Genomic DNA, 18,001 nt, shown 5'->3' on the forward strand with positions numbered 1-18,001 from the left:
TTTAAACCAATCAGATAGATTTTACTTTTACTTTGTCTTTGATCTGAGATAATTCATTCAATAGTTGATCAATAGTTTGATTATCCGTTCCAACGATATTCAAATGACCTAGTTTTCTTAACGGTTTAGAAATTTTTTTGCCATACATTTTAAGAAAAACGTTTTCTTCAGAAATATTCAATATGCTGTATTCACCCTCAAAATTTTTTGGACCTAAAATATTATACATAATAGTAGGATGTAAAAGTACAGTATCTCCCAATTCTAAACCCAAAATCGCTCTAAGATGCTGTTCAAACTGAGACACTTTGCTTGATTGCAATGTATGATGCCCCGAATTATGCACACGTGGTGCAATTTCATTAATTAGAATTTCATCTGTTTTTGTAACAAACATCTCGATTCCGAAAATACCTGCTCCTTTTAGAACATTCATAGTTGTTTGTGCAATCTCTTCTGCTTTTTTTGCAACCTTTTCAGTTACTCTTGCTGGAGCAATTGTTTGACGAAGAATGTTCTCTTCATGAATATTTTCCACTAGAGGATATGTTTTGATTTGACCTTTAGTGTTTCTTGCAGCAATTATTGAGACTTCCATTTTAAAAGGAACAAATCTTTCAAGCATGAGATTTTTTTTATCAAAATAATCAAATGCTTCTTGGATTTGAGATGATGAGTCTATTTTGAAATTACCTCGTCCATCATATGCATCACGTCTTGCCTTTAATAATGATGGATATCCAAATTTTTCAAGGCCTTGTTTTAAATCTGAAATTGAATCTATCTGTAAAAATTCAGGAACTGGAATATTATTTTGGGCTAAAAATGATTTTTGTAAAAACTTGTCTTGAATTATTTTTAATGTTTCTGGAGATGGATTAATCTCTGCATCTTTTTCAACTAATTTTAATACCTCGCTGTCTCCCGATTCAATCTCATATGTTATAATATCTGATTTTTTGGCAAGTTCAATTATTGCATTTTTATCTTTAAAATCTGCCAATATTTGCTCAGCACCAACTTGGGATGCAGAACAATTTGCTACAGGGTCCAAAACTATTATCTTTGAAATGTGTTCTGGCATCTTCTTGGCAGCTTCTGTGATCATCATACCAAGCTGTCCACCGCCTATTATCCCAAGAACCTTACCCATGCTTTTTTCTTGAATATCGATTAAAAATATCTAATGCTATTTTTTAGATTCATCTTTATCTTGTAATACAGGCTCAATTCATCTGAGTGTTATTAGAGATAACATACTTCTGATTAACTGTAAACGCAACAAACATACATTATGATTCAGAGTATTGCAAATGATTCAGAAATGGATTATTTATTAAAAATTACAGATTCATTGCTAATCAAATTAAAACAACAAGTGTCATAATCTGAAAATCTGATTTATGGATATTATTAAAAGTAATTGAAAATAATAATTTTTCTTAGTCAAGCCTACGATACGCCATTATAGATAATAACTTGCTTTATTTTTCTATAATTATGAGCTACACAAAAAAACCACTAGTTGGAATCATCATGGGTTCAAGTTCGGATAGTAGAATCATGAAAGACGCAGCAGAAATTTTAGATAAATTCAAAATTAAACATGAAGATCAAATAGTATCTGCACACAGAACCCCTACCAGATTAGAAGAATATGGCAAACATGCCGAAAAGATGGGGTTTAAAATAATAATTGCAGGTGCAGGAGGAGCAGCACATCTACCTGGAATGATTGCATCACATACAATTATTCCAGTAATCGGAGTGCCAATTATGGTGTATAATGATAAACAAACCAAAAGCGCAGATAATTCCAAGTTCTCTTCTTTTGGTGGATTAGATTCTCTTCTTTCAATATCTGAAATGCCAACAGGATCTCCTGTAGTAGCAGTAGGAATTAACAAAGCAGGAAATGCTGGAATATATGCTCTTAAAATTTTGGCAAATGAATTTCCAGAATTAAAAAAGAAATTAAAACTACACAAATCCGAACAACATAATTCAGTTCTTAAAGAATCTGACATTCTAAAAAAACAAGGCCTTAGTAAATTTGTTCAAAAGAAATTCAAATAGATTATGTCAATAATCTAAATTGAATATTTTTCTTTTTTAATGTCTCAATTAGTTTATCTGCTTGTTCTTTTCCCTGTGTTTCTAAGCTTAGTGTAACTCCAGCAGAGCCTGCATTTATGTTGGAACTTAATCTGTCATGTACTACTTCGACAATGTTTGCATTTGCTGCACTGATTTCATCTACTATTTCTTTAAATGCTCCGGGTCTGTCTGGTAACAAAATAGATAATTTGAGTAAACGTCCCATAGTTGCCAACCCTTTATCTACAATTTGTCCTAAAAGATACATGTCAACATTGCCTCCCGTTAGTATAGGAACAACTTTTTTTCCGGGTGATGGTTTTGCAGATATTAAATAGGCCAAACCTACTACCCCTGCTGGTTCTACTACAAATTTCATTCTCTCCATGAGTAAGAACATTGCTTTGATGATATCTGAATCATCAACCAATACTATCTCATCAATTAGTTCTTTGATTATTGAAAAAGTTGTTTGCCCCGGCACTTTGACAGATATTCCATCTGCAATAGTTCTTTCACCGCCACTTGATGTTAAAGACCCGTTTTTTACTGATTCATACATCGATGGAAACGAGCTGGATTGAACACCTACTACTTTGATCTTTGGATTTTTTTCTTTTATGGCAATTAAAACTCCTGCCGCAAGTCCGCCCCCACCTATTGGCACATACACTTCATCTACATCTGGCAAATCTTCTAGAATTTCCAATCCAATTACTCCTTGAGCAGCTATGATCTGTGGATCATCAAAAGCATGTATCATTGTTGCACCTGTTTTTTGTGAAATCTCTTTTGCTTTAGCAGATGACTCTTCATAGTTGATGCCCTCCAAGATTACATTTGCACCATAACCTCTAGTTGCAGCTACTTTTGATGGTGATGCATTTTTTGGCATGACAATAGTGCATGGTATTTTTTCCAATGAAGATGCAAATGCAACTCCTTGAGCATGATTCCCAGCAGATGCTGCAACCACTCCATGTTTTTTTCCATCATGTGGTAATTGACTTATTTTATAATATGCGCCACGAAGTTTAAACGATCCAGTTTTTTGTTGAAACTCTGCTTTTAAATAAACTTCAGAACCTGTAAGATTGCTAAATGTAGGTGAATACACTAATGGTGTTTTTCGTACGTCTTTTCCTCGTAATGAGTTTGCGTTTTGTATTTCATCGTATGATGGGTTCATTAGAAATTCTGCTAGATAAAAGAGATATTTGACTTCTTCCATTGAATGATCGAATGTTTATTCCAATTTTATGCACGAATTTTGAGAATATGACCAATAACCACGATAATGACACAAATTCATTCCCAATGTAGTTAAGAGTAGGATTTTTTTAAATTAAATGATAAATTAATTTTGCAATAATTTTGAAAACTCGTCTAATCGCTTTATGATGCTGTCTTTTACAGACTCTGACATCTTACGAGGATCAAATAGTCCTTCCTTTGTTTTATTTTTAATAAATTCGATATCAAATGTACATAAACATCCTTCTTCCCCTGTTATTAATCGAGTATCATCAATAAGAACAGGACTAGTCTGATAAGTTTCAACTAGTAAATTATCTAAATCCTTGATCAATTTTGTTTTTTTATTTGACATCTCTTGAAAATCAACTTCAATTTCATTTTCGATTTCTTTGTATATTTTTTCTCTAAACTCATCATTTTCATAAAATATTTCAAATAATTTTTGATGATCAAAATCTTTGTAGCCTTTTTCTTTTAATTTATTTAATACAAATTGATCACTGTTATCAGACATTTGTTTTTCCTTGTTTTTTGTCAAATCAATTATGTCAGATAATTCCTTTTGTAATTTGATTACTTGTTGATCTGGCTTATAATATAACAAAACATGGTATTGCAGAGACATATGTCCAGAAATTAGATAGTTTCCTTCTCTTATCTCAAACTTTGTAAAAATCCTTCTAACATCCTCGTTATTTGAAATAGAAATTTCTTGAACTGACCAGTCTTTCAAGTTTTTAATTATTGTTTGATAAAAATCGTTTACTAGTGCTGGATCAAATGTTTTTTGTTCTGTAATTGTTGCATCACCTAACATAACTTGGACATTTTTTAATTTTGTAAGATGTAGTATTTTTTCAAGAAATTGTTGTTGAATATCATCATTTTTCTTATTTAGAAGTTGAATGTACTCATTTGATGATCTAGATCCTAATCGCACAATAAATAATAAATTTTTACAGTCATTAAACCTTAAGATTTTGTAGGTTTTAAATACAAAAATAAGCTATTTCCTTCATGTCCAAACCTAAAATAATCTGCAATCAGTGTGGATCTACCATCGTGCAATACTATAATGAAGGTTATAAGGGGAATAGAGGAAAATGCCTTATCTGTAATACGGATTTTCCGTTAGAATAGAGGGATAAAATGTCAAAAATTAACGAATCGGATAAACCAAAAATGAGTCAAAAAGATACTGTTTCAAATGAACAGTCAAATCCAAATGTATTAGATGTGCTACTAGGTAAAAATGAGCAAAAAATAGTGGATTTTGATTCAATGATCTTAGAAACCCAGAAACGAATTTGGGGGGCATTGAAACAAGGTTATGAATATGTCGGAATAACTGATGATTCTGAAAAATTTCTCAGAAAAAACGTTTTTGCCAAATTTGACATGATTGCTCTATATGTTGATTTAGTAGGGTCTACCACTATGACCTTAGAACTACCTGAAGAAAAACTTGCAATAATAATTAGTTCATTTGCTCAAGAGATGGCATCAGTAATTAACTTGCATAACGGTTATGTTTTAAAATTTGTCGGGGATGCAGTCATTGGATATTTTGTTGCATCAAATAATGGACTACTAGCTGCAGATAATGCACTAAGCTGTGCAAAATCAATGCTTGCAGTAATACAAAAAGGCATCAATCCAATTTTGAATCAATATGATTATCCTGATTTAATGGTAAAAATTGGGGCTGACTTTGGACAAAGTATTGTTGTGAGATATGGTTCCAATCCAGATGTGTCACATGTAGATTTAATGGGACCTGCAATGAATATTGCATCCAAAATTCAATCGCTTGCAAAACCAAATCAAATTTTATTTGGAGACGATGTCTATCGCAAATTACATCCTAACAATCAAATTTTGTTTAAAGAAGTAGTATGGAAAAATAATGAATGGAAATACCGTTCAAGATTATCTGGGGAAATTTACAAAGTTTATGAGTATATTGGTTAAACAGTAAATTTACCAGGACACTCAACGTGTTCATAATGATGTTCAGTGAATTTTTCTTGAATTACATAAATTACAATTTTATGCAGATCTCCATCTATGATGTTTTTATTACATCGTATACACGTCTTAGTTATTTCTGTCATGCCTATTTGCGATCTAAAATTGGAATCTATAAGGATCAGCGATCAGCTCAAATTGAGCTAAAATGACTGTAAATTAGCTTTATTGCATATCAAACGCCTAAAGACAAGGCAAAAATATGGCAAAAATAGCGAATTATCATGGAAGATTTGCCAATAAGACATCTCAGAGACCTGTATGGACTAAATCCAAACATCCCTCATCTAGCATTACAATTTCCAAGACTACCTCCAGGATTGACAAACCAGATGTTCAAAATTTTTGAAAATCCCATGAAAGAAAAATTTGCAGAAGATAACGCTACTATTAATAAAAAATTGCAAGGGTTTCAGCAATCATATCAGAGATATGCCTCAGGTTTATTGACAATGAATTCTAATGGAATCATTCCTCCAGGACACCCATTGTTTAATCGAGTAAATTCTGTCAATACACTAAAAGCAGAAAATGACAAACTGTTAAAAGAAAACCTAGAATTAAAGAAAAAACTAGACGAGAAAAAAGACTCTCATTCAAAAATGAATTAGCAAGGTTTAGTTAAGATTTTCAAACAAACCTATTTTGAAAAAGTCTATTCTACCAAGTAAGAATGCTTATTAATTTCAAATTTAATTTTTAATATGGCAAAAACTCCATCTGAAATTTGGAAAGATAAAATCATTCAATACAGAAAAAAATGTCAAGGCATTATCGGATTATCAAAGAGCATACGATATGTAGGTATTGTAAATTCATACGGTCGAACTTTAACTGGAATTGTAAGACCAAACGTAAAACCATTATTAAAATCAGAACAAGTCAAAAATGAATTTTTCATAATATCTACATTAATGACACTAAGAAAAGATACAGTAAGTGCAGTAGGGAAATTAGATTATGTTTTATTACAACATCAAAAAGTATCTATAGTCATTTTTCAAAAAGATGAAATGACATATTACATTTCAATTGATAGATCTGCAAAAAACATTGATAAGATAATCAATATAATTAAAAAAACAATCTAGGCGGGAGTAAATCCGTGATATCCAGTTGTTTGTTCTGTTTTATCATCAAATGATGGTTCAAATAATGAAATTAAATAATCATCAGGATCCAAAATAACTGCATTTTTTCCAGCATCTCTATCTACAATTTCACGGTGAATTTTAACACCTTTTGATCTTAATTCTTCAACTGCAGACGAGACATCACCTACCAAAAATCCAATTGTAATGCCATTTTCAATTGAGCTTCCTATATGCTGAGCTGTAAGTGATGCAGGATGTAAACTCAACAAAGCTCCAGAAGTGCCCAAATCTACCCATGATCGTCTCTGTCTTTTTATTGGCAATCCGATAATTTCATGGTAAAATTTCAGTGATTTATCAATGTCTTTAACTGCTAAAATGACATTTCCAACTTTTTTGATATTCACACAAACCCTACTCCAAAGTATGTTAAATTCTTTGTTATTGAACTTCAATCATGGTTTCAGTTCTTTCTACTCCGTTTATTTTTTGAATTTGATTGGTAATCTCTTTAATTTTTCCAAGGTTTTCAACCTCAATAATGGCCACTGCATCAAATTGGCCACTTGTGGGAAATGAATCATAAACAGAATTTACTTTACGTAGTCTTGCGGCAATTAATTTCTTAGGGGATTTTACCAATACTATAGCTCTTACCAACCCATATTCACCTCTACTTCAATTAGTGTCTCAGTAGTTACAATCTCTTTGATTTTTTTAAAATCAATTACAGTATTGTTAATCTCGTCAATACTTCCATGTAATACTGCAGCAATATCTGCCCTACCTGAAACTACCATAGTAGTTTTTACTATTTTACGTTTTTTCTTTACAATGTCAACAACTACATCCACTTTACCTGGTTTTACGGTAATCAGGCATAATGCTTTCATATTGATTATATGATCTTAGAACGAATAAAGATTGCTTTAGTCATATGCGTCTTGAGACCTAGATTCTTCAAGATATGCCCTTCTTTCTTCGTTTACTTTTTCCTGATCAATGACAATGTCGTCATCTACAATAACAATTCCCATATCGTCGCTTTCTTCTTTTGATTTTTTGGGCTTTGATTTTGTTGCTTTTGCCTTTGATGTAGAAGGTTTTGCCTTTGGAGTGATTTTTATCTTTGATTTTACTGCTTTAGTCTTTGAGGCAGTCTTCTTTACGGTCTTTTTTTCAGCCATTAATGTCGAAAAACAAGAGGTTGCCTTGTTTTTAAATATTATGCAGAATATTTTTTTTAAAAAGTACAAATATTTGACCTATAGACAAATTTTGACAGCCCATATATGATTACTAAAAATCAAAAATAACCATAATTATTGAACGATGATGAACTTGTCGCAAAATTAGAAGAAAGCATGCAACATAATTTAGGGGATTGGGGAAGAACCCAGTACCTAATAGAGAGAATTCAAAAAAGACAGGAGATTTTTCAATCGGATAAAAAATACCTAGATCGAATGCTAAATGAAATTCAAAAAATCCATCAGAGGGATTTAGAGGTTGAAAAAACAGAAAGAACAAAACAAAGAATTTTTGTTCAAGATTTAATTAAATGTGATAGATGTGAATCAGAAATCGGTTTGAATCAAAGGGCAATAAGGAAAAAAGATTTTTGGTTTCATGAATTATGTTATGATGACATTCCAATATCCAAACAAATTGAAATTACAAAACAGCCCCTAGATAAACAGACAATAAAATATGACGATTATTTCAAAATTGAAGATAAATCCTCAGTGAATCAATTTTATCCTTTTCAGATTATTTTTACATCGGCTATTCTGATTTCATTAATTGCATCAATTTATTTTCTTTTTGATAAATTTTTTTCAATTGTCATCGCCATTGTTTGTACTGCTCTTTTTATCGTAATCTATAAATCCCAATTCAAAATGTTTAACAACAAAAAATATAATCAAACGCACACATCACTAATCAAAACAGGTATTCCTGGACTAGATTCTATGATTTCTGGCGGATTAAAAAAGAACAGGTCGGTCATAATATCAGGCCCACCTGGTAGTGGAAAAACAACATTTGGATTGCAATTCCTGTATTCAGGTGCACGTGACTTTGATGAGCCAGGCGTATACGTAACAATGTCACAAAATATTGATGAGATAAAAAATGACTGCAAATCATTTGGCTGGGATTTTGATGATCTAATCAACAAAGACAAAATCATGATGATTGATGCAAGACCGTTTAAGATTCAAGACGAGATGATTGGCAAAGATGATTCCCTATACAGGGGGGAGCAGATGCCATTTGAGCACTTGACAAAATTGTTGCTAAGCAGCATCAAAAGAATCGAAGCAAAAAGGGTAGTAATTGACTCTGTTACAATTCTTGCAATGCAGTATTTGGATAAATTTTACATGAGACAGGGTTTGCAAGGAATGATTCAGGCATTAGAAAATTATGGCGTAACTTCGCTGATAATATCAGAGCATTCAGAAAACAACGAGATTCCTTTGGAATGGTTTGTCACATCTGGGATTATTCAAATGAATAACCAAATAATAGCAAATACCCCAAGACAAACTATTCAGATCAAAAAACTTCGTGGAGTCAAACACAGTCAACAGATTCATCCAATCAGGCTAGAAGTTGATGGTTTACATATCTTAGAAGCATGATAAAATATCAAAATATAATATTTAAAAAATGCCAGTTGTCAGATTTATCTTTTCATATGAGTTCCCACATGAATTATGCTCATTCATATGTATAGTATAATTTTTTAAAATACGTTTTGATTTAGATTCTGTATACGGTCTGAAGTATTGGACTTTGGTCAATAACGTTTTGCGTAAACTGGACATTTACTGTAACCTTGTTGTTTTTGATGTCAATTTCCACATTGTCAAACAATGACTTGTATTTGTCAGTCTTGCGTCCGCTTGTAGATATCTCGTGTCCATCTTTTATCAAGAGTCCGTCTTCGATTAGTGAATTGACTTTTCTGTATCCTGATGTCTGTGGAATCTGTAATTTTTCTAGCATTTCCAAAATTGTCCATGACTCACCAATTGACGCATTTAGTATTTTTGATGCTTCATCATCACTGTATGCTTTTAGGATTGATTGTCCAATTGATGGCTCGGATATTGTAAATCTCTTTTGCGTCTGGTCTTTTTTTGATTTAATGCTGCACAGACTTTCAAGGAATTTTCTTTCTAGTCCCTCAGCTCCTGCTCCAAAAAATTCCCTCAATACAGAATCTAGTTTTTCAAACTCTTCCATGGACTGGGTTATGGATATACCATATCTCTCAAATAATCTATCCTGTATCTTGTGAACCGTATTTTCACCAAGATTTTTCAGCATTGTTTTTTCAAGTGACTTTGCCAATAGTTGGGTAACGCCAGTCATGATATTCATTAGTTCATACTTTCATATTAATATTTTTTGGTTTAATCAGGTTACCATCTCAGATAGTCTACGAATGTGACTGGTATCATTTCTGATTGCCAGATTGATGGCTTTACGCATCTCATCAGCATACTTGTCAAATTGTTTTTTACTTTTTTTGATTATTTCACATTTTTCTACGACTGGCAATGTTTTGAAGTTCTTGTATTGCTCATAGTTAACTGTGCATGAATATGACTTGGTTTCCCCCTTGAATTGATATTTGATGTCAAATGATATCTGCTCTGAATTTCCAATCAGACAGTTAGTTATTGCTTTTTTTATTGCTTGAACAGCAAATGGCTTTTGAATTACCTGTACATTTAACGAGTTTAGAAACGGATGCATGTATGCATTAGAATCGCCCGTGATTACTATTATCCTAGCATCAGGATTTATGTCCTTGATCTTCTCAATTGCATACAATCCATCATATCTGGGCATATTCAAATCTGTAAAAACAATATCAGGATGATGCTTTTTGTACATACTTACTGCATGGCTGCCATCGTTGGCAGTTGCAAGAACATCTACTTCGATCATACATAGCATATCACAAAATACGCTAATAATGTCTGGATCATCATCTACTACAATACAACTTGCCATATTGCATATAGAACTTCATGACATAATAACTTATAATATATTCATACTTTTTATGAATATAAGAAATGGTCAAAAAAGTTCAATGCCCTCATTGCTCAAAACGACTGTCTGGGGAAGGTAATCTAAAAAGACATTTACGAACCATTCATAGATCAATAAAGCAGAACTAGCATTACTTTAGTCCCTTTTCTAGGATCTCATTTATGATTCGTGAAAAGCTGACAGAGGATGCAGATTCTCGCAATTTTTTAGCTTGTAAATTTCGCAGTTTTTTTGCAATGTCGCTGTTTAGCATTATAGTTATTCTTTCTGCCATTGCAAACCATACAATTGTATATTATTTTGAATTATGTAAACTCACTTGTTTACTAAAATGTCAAAGAAATTAGAATATTTCCAAATATGGAAATACATGTATGAAATATTACGATAAATAATTATTTAGAATAGTCTCAGGACGGATTGATTTACGATTAATTTGTTGTTGAATGTGAATAGTAAATGCCAGCGGGGGGATTTGAACGCCCGACGGCCCGGTCTTCAGCCGAGTGCTCTCCCAGGCTGAGCTACGCTGGCACAACAAATTTGCTTTAGCTTGAGGAATTAAAAGTTGTCTTTATCACCAAGTATAGTAAAAATACACAAGATTATGACGGAATGATCTAGAATTAAACAATTAATCAAGATACAGATGCAACTAAAATCAATAATATGTAAATTTAATCAGAGGATAATTTTTTCAGCTTATTTTGAACTGCTTCTTGTATTTCCTTTTCCAATTTTTCTTGTTCTTCTACCAATATTTTCTTCATTGCTTTTTCGACATAATTTTTACCCATTTAGCTTCAACATACTATGAAATAAGTAAGAAATAAGGACATCGAATTTTTCATGAGAATTTTAATGCCGTTGTGGCAATTTATGCGATACGCATGATTGATGTCTATTGATTTAATCATAAATGAGAATATTATTGATTAGATGATTACTAATCAAACTTTCCAAATTATGTCTTTTTTTCCACTTCTTTTATTTAAAACACGACCCAACACAAAAAAAAGATCAGATAAACGATTTACATACTTGATACAGTTCTCGTTGATTTTTTCTTCCTCGCTTAACATTATGATGAATGTTTCAGCTCTTCGTGTTACAGTTCGAATATGATGTAGTTGTGATGCTAAAATTGTTCCACCAGGCAAGATAAAATTGGTCAGAGGAACCAATTCGGATTCATATTTATCAATATTTTTTTCTAAATTTGATATCATGTCTGTGGTAACTCTATTTTTTTTATCTTCCAATTTTGGATTAGAAAGATCAGCCCCAATTACAAATAATTCGTTTTGAATTAAATTTAGCAAAACAGCAATGTCCTTATCGATTTCATATGATTGTATAATGCCCAACAGTGCATTTGTTTCATCAATTGCACCATACGCTATGATTCGTGGGTTTGATTTTGATACCCTCAAATTACCTTGTAACCCGGTAGTTCCATCGTCACCAGTCTTTGTATATATTTTCAATAACGTATGAAAAATCGATTAAACTATTATGTTGTTCGAATTATTTATTATGGCATACTTGTAAATGCAATCGTTGTACCGATTTTTCACATGTCATGATTCAGAATTTAATAAAAATCACAAAATAATTCAAATCACTATTGCGGATCTTAAAATCTACCATCATGTCAAACGATTTTAAAGCCTTGATTATTGATTTTTTTAACACATCTGCAAAATTAAAAAAAATACCTCGTCAGGGATGGATTGATAAATTATTGATAAATGATCCAGAATCTGTAGCAGATCACACTTTTTCAATGGCAATCATTGGAATGATTTTTGCAGATTTAGAAGGACATAACACAGAAAAAATTTTAAAAATTATTCTATTACATGACATAGCAGAGGCTTTAATTGGAGACATCACTCCAGAAAAAATGTCAATACAAAGAAAAACAGAGTTAGAAAATAATGCGATGGAAAAAATTCTCAGTAATTTACCAAAGAAATTACAAAAACAATACAATGATCTTTGGATTGAATATCAATTAAATCACTCTAAAGAAGCTCAATTAGTTCATCAAATAGACAAATTAGAAATGGCGTTACAGGCAAAAATCTATTCAAATGAAGGATATTCTGAAAAATCGTTGGCCTCATTTTTTAAGACTGCAAAAAATGAAATCACAGATCCAAAGTTAATGGAGATATTTAAAAAAATAGCATCCAAATAATGACATGTCTGAAAAAAGCAAAGATGAATTAATTGAAGCGCAAAAACAAATCATAGGAATACTTTTTGAGGTAATCAAACGATTGCAAGCAAATAATGATCTTGATGATGAGTATTTCCAAATTATCTCATCTGAAGATAAATCAAAAAAAGAAAGACTAGAAAAAATCCTAATTGAGAGAGAAGAGAATGCAAAAATTGTGGGGCGTTTATTAGAACAATTAGAAATTTGATATTGATTTTAAAATACTAATCATCTGAAATAATTTTTAGTCGTGCTGTTTGTTCAAACTTGTCTTGAATATAGTGAGAAAGGTTGATCACTCTAACTCTTGTCTGTTTGTTTGTCCAACTACCCTCATTTTCAAACCATGATTCAATATCATCAACATCATATCTTTCACCGTTTTTTAGAATGGTTTTGAAAATTAATTTTATCTCTTCTATGTCTTGCTCTTTTAGATTATTTTTATTCTCAACTAATGTAGTAATTTCATTTAATTTTATAATTACATTGTTTGTAAGAGGCATGATTCTATCAAATTAAGAAGATATAACAGTCTTTTGAGATATTGTTTTTATAACAATCAAATCTTCTTTGAGTCGTGCAGTATTTTCAAGCCTTAAAAACAGGACAAAAAAGAGTAGCAGAAGCCAGAGAATATCTTAACAAATTGACTAATGGAAAAGCAATGCCTGCATTGGCATTACGGGATAACAAATCAAACGTCTGGGACCCAGTTGGGGAAGAAAATCTTTATGCATTTGTTGATGAATCTGCAGGATTTGTGTTAACAGATAACAGCGGGTACATACTTGCTTTGGTTGACAAATATGGTATTTCTAAAACAATTGTTCAGGGAGTAACTAAAACACAAAAAGAAATCTTGGAGCAATCATTTCAAAAAGACAACATTCCAGAATACAAAGGCAAGGTAACTCTCCCAGTATAATTGAAATTTTTTTACCAAAAATAGTCAAATAAAATCAGCGTAAAGCTTTTGTTATCATCAGATTTAGAATAACAATTGGCAAAATATACACAAGAAATTGAAGTAGATGGGCATCTTATCGACTCATCAATTTTAACAAAAATATTTGACAAGATAATGGATCTTCATGGAGAATTTCAAGTAGAAGAAATCAACATAGGAAAAAAGAAAAAAGATCCATCATATGCACGATTATCAGTTACCGGCAAAAATCAAAAACATCTAGATGAAATTTTAGAAACAATTTATCGCGAAGGAGCAGTCTCAAAAATACAAAAAGGAATTTCATTAAAAAAAGCACCAAAAGACATGGTGATGCCAGAGGACTTTTACAGTACCACCAATAACCATACTCGAGTTTTTCACAATAAACAATGGATTCAAGTTGAAAATATGATGATGGACAAATGCATTGTAGTAAAAAACAACAGAGCATTTTGTGTCCCTGTAAGAGATGTTAAAAAAGGAGACAGCATCATTGTTGGAGAAAACGGAATAAAGATTACTCCACCTGAGCGTCCAAGAGAAGGTGTTAATGTTTTTGAATTTATGGGAAGCTCAAGTTCTAGTGAAAGACCAACTCAGCATATTGCAAAAAAAGTAGCAGAGGACATTTACAAGACAAAAAAGAACGGCGGGAAAATTGTAATTGTAGGCGGTCCTGCAATAGTACATACCGGTGCAGCTGATGCCGTTGCAGAGTTGATCAAACTAGGGTTTATTGACGGAGTTTTAGCTGGAAACGCTTTAGCGGTTCACGATATAGAATATGCCACACTTGGAACATCACTAGGAATGAATGTTCATGATGCGACTTTGGCATATCGTGGACATCGAAATCATATGGAGACCATAAATGCTGTTTTTCGTGCAGGGTCTATTGCAAATATGGTTAAGACAAAAAAATTAACACGTGGAATAATGTACCAATGTGTAAAAAATAAAATTCCATTTGTATTGGCTGGATCTATTAGAGACGACGGACCATTACCAGATGTAATTACAGATGTTGCAGAGGCACAAAGAGAGTACAAAAAAGTTCTCAAAGATGCAAGCATGGTAATTATGATCTCTACAATGTTGCACTCTATTGCGACTGGTAACATGTTACCTGCAAACGTCAAAGTTGTTGTAGTTGATATCAATCAGCCAACAGTTACCAAGCTAATGGATAGGGGTACTTGGCAGGCATTAGGAATTGTTACTGATGTTGGTGCATTTTTGCCAATGGTGTTGCAACAAATTAAAAAACAGAAAAAAATCTAAGGAGTCAATCTAGGATGCTGAATATGCATTCCATCGCCATCTAAAATGATTGGATGAATTTGCTGACTGTGTTTGATTCCACGCATCTTTGTTACCTGGATGGTTCTTTCCATGGTGTCTTCTTTTCTTGTATGTCTAAGCTGAATAATCCCAGATGTGACAAACCATTCCAAAGGAATCTCGTTGTTTTCTGAATGCTCTGATATTATCAGCGAAGTTACGCCATAATTTTCTAATGCCTGAATCATTCCTTGCAAACCCTGTCTCATGTAAAATTTATCCAAATACTGCATTGCAAGAATTGTAACAGAGTCAATTACTACCCTTTTTGCTTCGATTCTTTTGATGCTGCTTAGCAACAATTTTGTCAAGTGCTCAAATGGCATCTGCTCCCCCCTGTATAGGGAATCATCTTTGCCAATCAGCTCGTCTTGAATCTTAAACGGTCTTGCATCAATCATCATGATTTTGTCTTTGTTGATTAGATCATCAAAATCCCAGCCAAATGATTTGCAGTCATTTTTTATCTCATCAATATTTTGTGACATTGTTACGTATACGCCTGGCTCATCAAAGTCACGTGCACCTGAATACAGGAATTGCAATCCAAATGTTGTTTTTCCACTACCAGGTGGGCCTGATATTATGACCGACCTGTTCTTTTTTAATCCGCCAGAAATCATAGAATCTAGTCCAGGAATACCTGTTTTGACTTTGGGATAAGTGGAATCCATATCTACAAAGAGAGAAGATAGAATTTTCTATATAAAGAGAGAGACTAGTTTGATTCTAACAAATAAAATCAACACAAACTATTACAAATGAATGTTCTTTGAATTTGTCCAAAGAGATTCAAAGAGTAATTTCATTGAATATACTAGTGATTTTGAATTAGTCCACATTGCAAATGGCTCTGTCGTAGAGTTTGCATTCTTTGTAAAGAAAAGTAATTCAGAATCGTCTTTTAGAATAAAGCACAAGTGATTTTGAATGTCTTTGTCTAGTTTTTTGATATTTTTTCTTTCCAGATTATCAAATATGTAGGTAGTTTTATCTGAACATGCACTTAGTAATCTAAACTGTTGTTTTGATTTTACAAAGGATTCTAAAAATTCACCATGATATAATTTGATATAGTCTTTTTCAGAACCAAGGATTAAAAATTCATCTTTAAAGTTATCAGTCATTTCAGTGATTTTTGATTGAATTTGATTTGCACCTTGAAGCATTTGGAATTTTTCTTCAACCTCATCATGTAATGAGTCAAAAGTAGGAATGTTGTCCCATAATTCAGATAATCCTTTTTCCATATGCTCTAAAGATTTGACTCTTTCTTTTTCAGCATTTACTAAAATCCATATTGCTTTGTTTAATGGTGATGCTGTAAATTGAATCGGATGTTGAAACGTTGCAGAAACAATTCCTTTGTTTTGTAATGCTGATAGTAAATGATATGTTTCAGTTCTAGGTAATTTAAGGGCCTTGCATACTTCAGGTGCTGTCTTTGCACCATATTTTCCAAGATAAATAAACACTTTACTTTGATTTGATGTCAAACCATATTGCAAGAGTTCTGCCTGAACTTTATCAAGGGATAGCTTGTACTCATACAACTGGGTGTCTGGTGTAGAGTCAAATATCGAAGTTTGTATTTCTGTGGTCATGTTTTTGCTGGATCCTCAATAAGAAAAGACTAGACTATATTGTGATATAGCTAAGAAGTTTTGATCGGATCGATCGTATTTCTTAATATCTTTAAACATAAAATTATTATATAATTTTAGACTATTTAACATAAAAATTCACTATATTCCTATTTTTATGATACTTTCCTGAGAAATTGCAATTCCAGAGTAGATCGATTTGAATGAAAAGTTTTTCCTAATATCACTTGTTTTTAGAAAGGATATTTGAAGTGGTCCATTTGAGCCATGAAATGCAATGCATGCCATATCTTCTTTAAGTCCCTTTTCAATAATGTTGTTCAATGCAGATAATGTTCTTTGAAGCATTTCTAGTTTTGATTTTAGGTCATCTATTGCCTTGAAATATAATTCTAATTCCCCTTTGAGTCCAATTCCATTATACACCATTATTTGATCCAAATTATACCAATGCTCACTATTTTTTTTGGATTGTTTTTTTGGTTTTTCAACCATCTTTTTTTCAGATTTTTTTTTATCGTTGTTTTTGAGATCCTCTGTTTTTGTATCTGTTTTCTTTTTGTCCGCAGGATTGTTTTCTAGTTTTGATTTTAGTTCTAAAAACTCAGGATCGTCTTTTGAGAATTCTTCATTTAATCTAATTTTATTACCTAAAACATTAGAGTATTCATTTATTGATTGCTCGGTTTCATCAATCTCTTTTTCAAGATTTGACTTTAAATCTTTGACTGTATTATATCTGCGAATTAATTTATTCAATATTTTCCGGAATCTCCGTTACAGGAATTTTATTTGGCAGGTTTTCTTTTAATTGAGAAAGTACGTTTAGTTGTTTTGTGGCAGCTCTTAAGAAAGTAATCTTTTCTGTCAGATACGTCTTTTGTGTTTGGATTAATCCTATTAATTGTGGTGTGATGTATTCAATTATTTTTGTGATTGTTTCAGGGGAATAATCTATGAATTTTTTAGTCTCTGTTTTACCATTTGATAGTTTAATGTTTAATTCTAAATTAGGTAACAAAACTATGTTGGCATCTGAAGGAAGATTGAATATTTCAGGATGAATGTTAACTGAAAAACTTAAAAATTCTGTAATTATTTTTAATGCATTATGCAGATCCTCTATGATGTTTGTTTTTTGGTCTTCTAGTTCATAGATTTGCATAGATTCCTCAATCAGCGTGTTTAGCTGAGTCAAGGTACCTGCGTTAGATGTCAAAGGGTCAACAGGCATAGTAACAGATTCACTAGATACAGGATTGTTAGGATCGGCAGATTCGCTAGATTGCATTGATTTTATAATACTTGAAAATTACATTAAAAGTTG

26 protein-coding genes and 1 tRNA gene are annotated in these 18,001 nt (G+C 32.1%); 9 read left to right on the forward strand and 18 right to left on the reverse strand.

Annotated features, from left to right (window positions below; genetic code table 11):
* Positions 1 to 10: 10 nt before the first annotated feature.
* Entirely contained in the window at positions 11 to 1,153 is a 1,143-nt protein-coding gene (locus tag MY1_RS04380) for a 5-(carboxyamino)imidazole ribonucleotide synthase (protein WP_007550520.1), read from the reverse strand.
* A gap of 347 nt (positions 1,154 to 1,500) precedes the next feature.
* Between MY1_RS04380 and purE the strand changes: the two genes are divergently transcribed.
* Positions 1,501 to 2,076 carry a 5-(carboxyamino)imidazole ribonucleotide mutase gene (gene purE, locus MY1_RS04385; RefSeq protein WP_048109691.1) on the forward strand — a complete coding sequence of 192 codons (576 nt, stop codon included), beginning with the start codon at positions 1,501 to 1,503 and terminating at the stop codon, positions 2,074 to 2,076.
* 1 nt (position 2,077) lies between these two features.
* Here the strand turns inward: purE and ilvA are convergent, their stop codons facing one another.
* Positions 2,078 to 3,328, reverse strand: coding sequence for a threonine ammonia-lyase (gene ilvA / locus MY1_RS04390; RefSeq protein WP_237698793.1), 1,251 nt, complete (start codon positions 3,326 to 3,328; stop codon positions 2,078 to 2,080).
* 126 nt (positions 3,329 to 3,454) lie between these two features.
* Entirely contained in the window at positions 3,455 to 4,294 is an 840-nt protein-coding gene (locus MY1_RS04395; RefSeq protein ID WP_007550523.1) for a hypothetical protein, read from the reverse strand.
* A 209-nt stretch (positions 4,295 to 4,503) separates the two neighbouring features.
* Between MY1_RS04395 and MY1_RS04400 the strand changes: the two genes are divergently transcribed.
* Entirely contained in the window at positions 4,504 to 5,325 is an 822-nt protein-coding gene (locus MY1_RS04400; RefSeq protein ID WP_007550524.1) for an adenylate/guanylate cyclase domain-containing protein, read from the forward strand.
* Here the strand turns inward: MY1_RS04400 and MY1_RS09870 are convergent.
* Positions 5,322 to 5,468, reverse strand: a complete 147-nt coding sequence (locus tag MY1_RS09870; protein WP_007550525.1) for a hypothetical protein — start codon at positions 5,466 to 5,468, stop codon at positions 5,322 to 5,324. The two genes, MY1_RS04400 and MY1_RS09870, sit on opposite strands and share 4 nt — an antisense overlap.
* A 138-nt stretch (positions 5,469 to 5,606) precedes the next feature.
* Between MY1_RS09870 and MY1_RS04405 the strand changes: the two genes are divergently transcribed.
* Positions 5,607 to 5,993, forward strand: coding sequence for a hypothetical protein (locus MY1_RS04405; protein WP_007550526.1), 387 nt, complete (start codon positions 5,607 to 5,609; stop codon positions 5,991 to 5,993).
* A gap of 93 nt (positions 5,994 to 6,086) precedes the next feature.
* Positions 6,087 to 6,473, forward strand: a complete 387-nt coding sequence (locus tag MY1_RS04410; RefSeq protein ID WP_007550529.1) for a hypothetical protein — start codon at positions 6,087 to 6,089, stop codon at positions 6,471 to 6,473.
* Here the strand turns inward: MY1_RS04410 and MY1_RS04415 are convergent.
* From MY1_RS04415 to MY1_RS04430, 4 genes are read right to left on the reverse strand one after another with little or no spacing between them, the layout of a single operon-like run.
* Entirely contained in the window at positions 6,470 to 6,883 is a 414-nt protein-coding gene (locus tag MY1_RS04415) for a VOC family protein (RefSeq protein WP_007550530.1), read from the reverse strand. The two genes, MY1_RS04410 and MY1_RS04415, sit on opposite strands and share 4 nt — an antisense overlap.
* A 34-nt stretch (positions 6,884 to 6,917) precedes the next feature.
* A complete protein-coding gene (locus MY1_RS04420) occupies positions 6,918 to 7,136 on the reverse strand; it encodes an Lrp/AsnC ligand binding domain-containing protein (protein ID WP_007550531.1) in 219 nt (72 codons plus the stop codon).
* Positions 7,130 to 7,369, reverse strand: a complete 240-nt coding sequence (locus MY1_RS04425; protein WP_007550532.1) for a hypothetical protein — start codon at positions 7,367 to 7,369, stop codon at positions 7,130 to 7,132. Before MY1_RS04425 ends, MY1_RS04420 begins: the two co-directional genes overlap by 7 nt.
* A 36-nt stretch (positions 7,370 to 7,405) precedes the next feature.
* Entirely contained in the window at positions 7,406 to 7,663 is a 258-nt protein-coding gene (locus MY1_RS04430; protein ID WP_007550533.1) for a hypothetical protein, read from the reverse strand.
* Between the two features lie 138 nt (positions 7,664 to 7,801).
* Between MY1_RS04430 and MY1_RS10015 the strand changes: the two genes are divergently transcribed.
* Entirely contained in the window at positions 7,802 to 9,124 is a 1,323-nt protein-coding gene (locus tag MY1_RS10015) for an RAD55 family ATPase (protein ID WP_007550534.1), read from the forward strand.
* Positions 9,125 to 9,245: 121 nt separating this feature from the next.
* Here the strand turns inward: MY1_RS10015 and MY1_RS04440 are convergent, their stop codons facing one another.
* The 5 genes from MY1_RS04440 to MY1_RS04455 form a co-directional block, all read right to left on the reverse strand.
* On the reverse strand, positions 9,246 to 9,860 hold the full coding sequence (locus MY1_RS04440; RefSeq protein ID WP_048109694.1) for a hypothetical protein: 615 nt from the start codon (positions 9,858 to 9,860) through the stop codon (positions 9,246 to 9,248).
* 45 nt (positions 9,861 to 9,905) lie between these two features.
* A complete protein-coding gene (locus tag MY1_RS04445; protein ID WP_048109696.1) occupies positions 9,906 to 10,508 on the reverse strand; it encodes a response regulator transcription factor in 603 nt (200 codons plus the stop codon).
* Between the two features lie 172 nt (positions 10,509 to 10,680).
* Positions 10,681 to 10,824 carry a hypothetical protein gene (locus tag MY1_RS09875; protein ID WP_007550538.1) on the reverse strand — a complete coding sequence of 48 codons (144 nt, stop codon included), beginning with the start codon at positions 10,822 to 10,824 and terminating at the stop codon, positions 10,681 to 10,683.
* Between the two features lie 186 nt (positions 10,825 to 11,010).
* Positions 11,011 to 11,084: transfer RNA gene (locus MY1_RS04450), tRNA-Phe, on the reverse strand.
* A 416-nt stretch (positions 11,085 to 11,500) separates the two neighbouring features.
* Positions 11,501 to 12,037, reverse strand: a complete 537-nt coding sequence (locus MY1_RS04455; RefSeq protein WP_007550542.1) for a cob(I)yrinic acid a,c-diamide adenosyltransferase — start codon at positions 12,035 to 12,037, stop codon at positions 11,501 to 11,503.
* Positions 12,038 to 12,201: 164 nt separating this feature from the next.
* Between MY1_RS04455 and MY1_RS04460 the strand changes: the two genes are divergently transcribed.
* The gene (locus MY1_RS04460) at positions 12,202 to 12,753 is read left to right on the forward strand and encodes an HD domain-containing protein (RefSeq protein WP_237698794.1); all 552 of its coding nucleotides are present in this window, start codon (positions 12,202 to 12,204) and stop codon (positions 12,751 to 12,753) included.
* Positions 12,754 to 12,757: 4 nt separating this feature from the next.
* Positions 12,758 to 12,985 (forward strand): hypothetical protein, encoded by a 228-nt coding sequence (locus MY1_RS04465; RefSeq protein ID WP_007550544.1) that lies wholly within the window; start codon positions 12,758 to 12,760, stop codon positions 12,983 to 12,985.
* Positions 12,986 to 13,001: 16 nt separating this feature from the next.
* Here the strand turns inward: MY1_RS04465 and MY1_RS04470 are convergent, their stop codons facing one another.
* On the reverse strand, positions 13,002 to 13,283 hold the full coding sequence (locus MY1_RS04470; RefSeq protein WP_007550545.1) for a hypothetical protein: 282 nt from the start codon (positions 13,281 to 13,283) through the stop codon (positions 13,002 to 13,004).
* Positions 13,284 to 13,357: 74 nt separating this feature from the next.
* On the opposite strand from MY1_RS04470, the gene MY1_RS04475 reads away from it, so the two are divergent.
* Both MY1_RS04475 and MY1_RS04480 read left to right on the forward strand, forming a co-directional pair.
* Positions 13,358 to 13,705, forward strand: coding sequence for a hypothetical protein (locus tag MY1_RS04475; RefSeq protein WP_007550546.1), 348 nt, complete (start codon positions 13,358 to 13,360; stop codon positions 13,703 to 13,705).
* A 75-nt stretch (positions 13,706 to 13,780) separates the two neighbouring features.
* Positions 13,781 to 15,010, forward strand: coding sequence for an ornithine cyclodeaminase, nickel-pincer nucleotide-dependent (locus tag MY1_RS04480; RefSeq protein WP_007550547.1), 1,230 nt, complete (start codon positions 13,781 to 13,783; stop codon positions 15,008 to 15,010).
* On the opposite strand, the gene MY1_RS04485 is transcribed toward MY1_RS04480, so the two are convergent.
* From MY1_RS04485 to MY1_RS04500, 4 genes are all read right to left on the reverse strand, one after another.
* A complete protein-coding gene (locus MY1_RS04485) occupies positions 15,007 to 15,744 on the reverse strand; it encodes an RAD55 family ATPase (protein ID WP_007550548.1) in 738 nt (245 codons plus the stop codon). The genes MY1_RS04480 and MY1_RS04485 overlap by 4 nt on opposite strands.
* 81 nt (positions 15,745 to 15,825) lie before the next feature.
* A complete protein-coding gene (locus tag MY1_RS04490; protein WP_048109699.1) occupies positions 15,826 to 16,674 on the reverse strand; it encodes a TrmB family transcriptional regulator in 849 nt (282 codons plus the stop codon).
* Between the two features lie 141 nt (positions 16,675 to 16,815).
* On the reverse strand, positions 16,816 to 17,433 hold the full coding sequence (locus MY1_RS04495) for a hypothetical protein (protein ID WP_007550551.1): 618 nt from the start codon (positions 17,431 to 17,433) through the stop codon (positions 16,816 to 16,818).
* Entirely contained in the window at positions 17,426 to 17,965 is a 540-nt protein-coding gene (locus MY1_RS04500) for a hypothetical protein (protein ID WP_048109701.1), read from the reverse strand. Before MY1_RS04500 ends, MY1_RS04495 begins: the two co-directional genes overlap by 8 nt.
* Positions 17,966 to 18,001 lie beyond the last annotated feature (36 nt).

This window comes from Nitrosarchaeum koreense MY1 (assembly GCF_000220175.1).
Lineage (GTDB): Archaea > Thermoproteota > Nitrososphaeria > Nitrososphaerales > Nitrosopumilaceae > Nitrosarchaeum > Nitrosarchaeum koreense.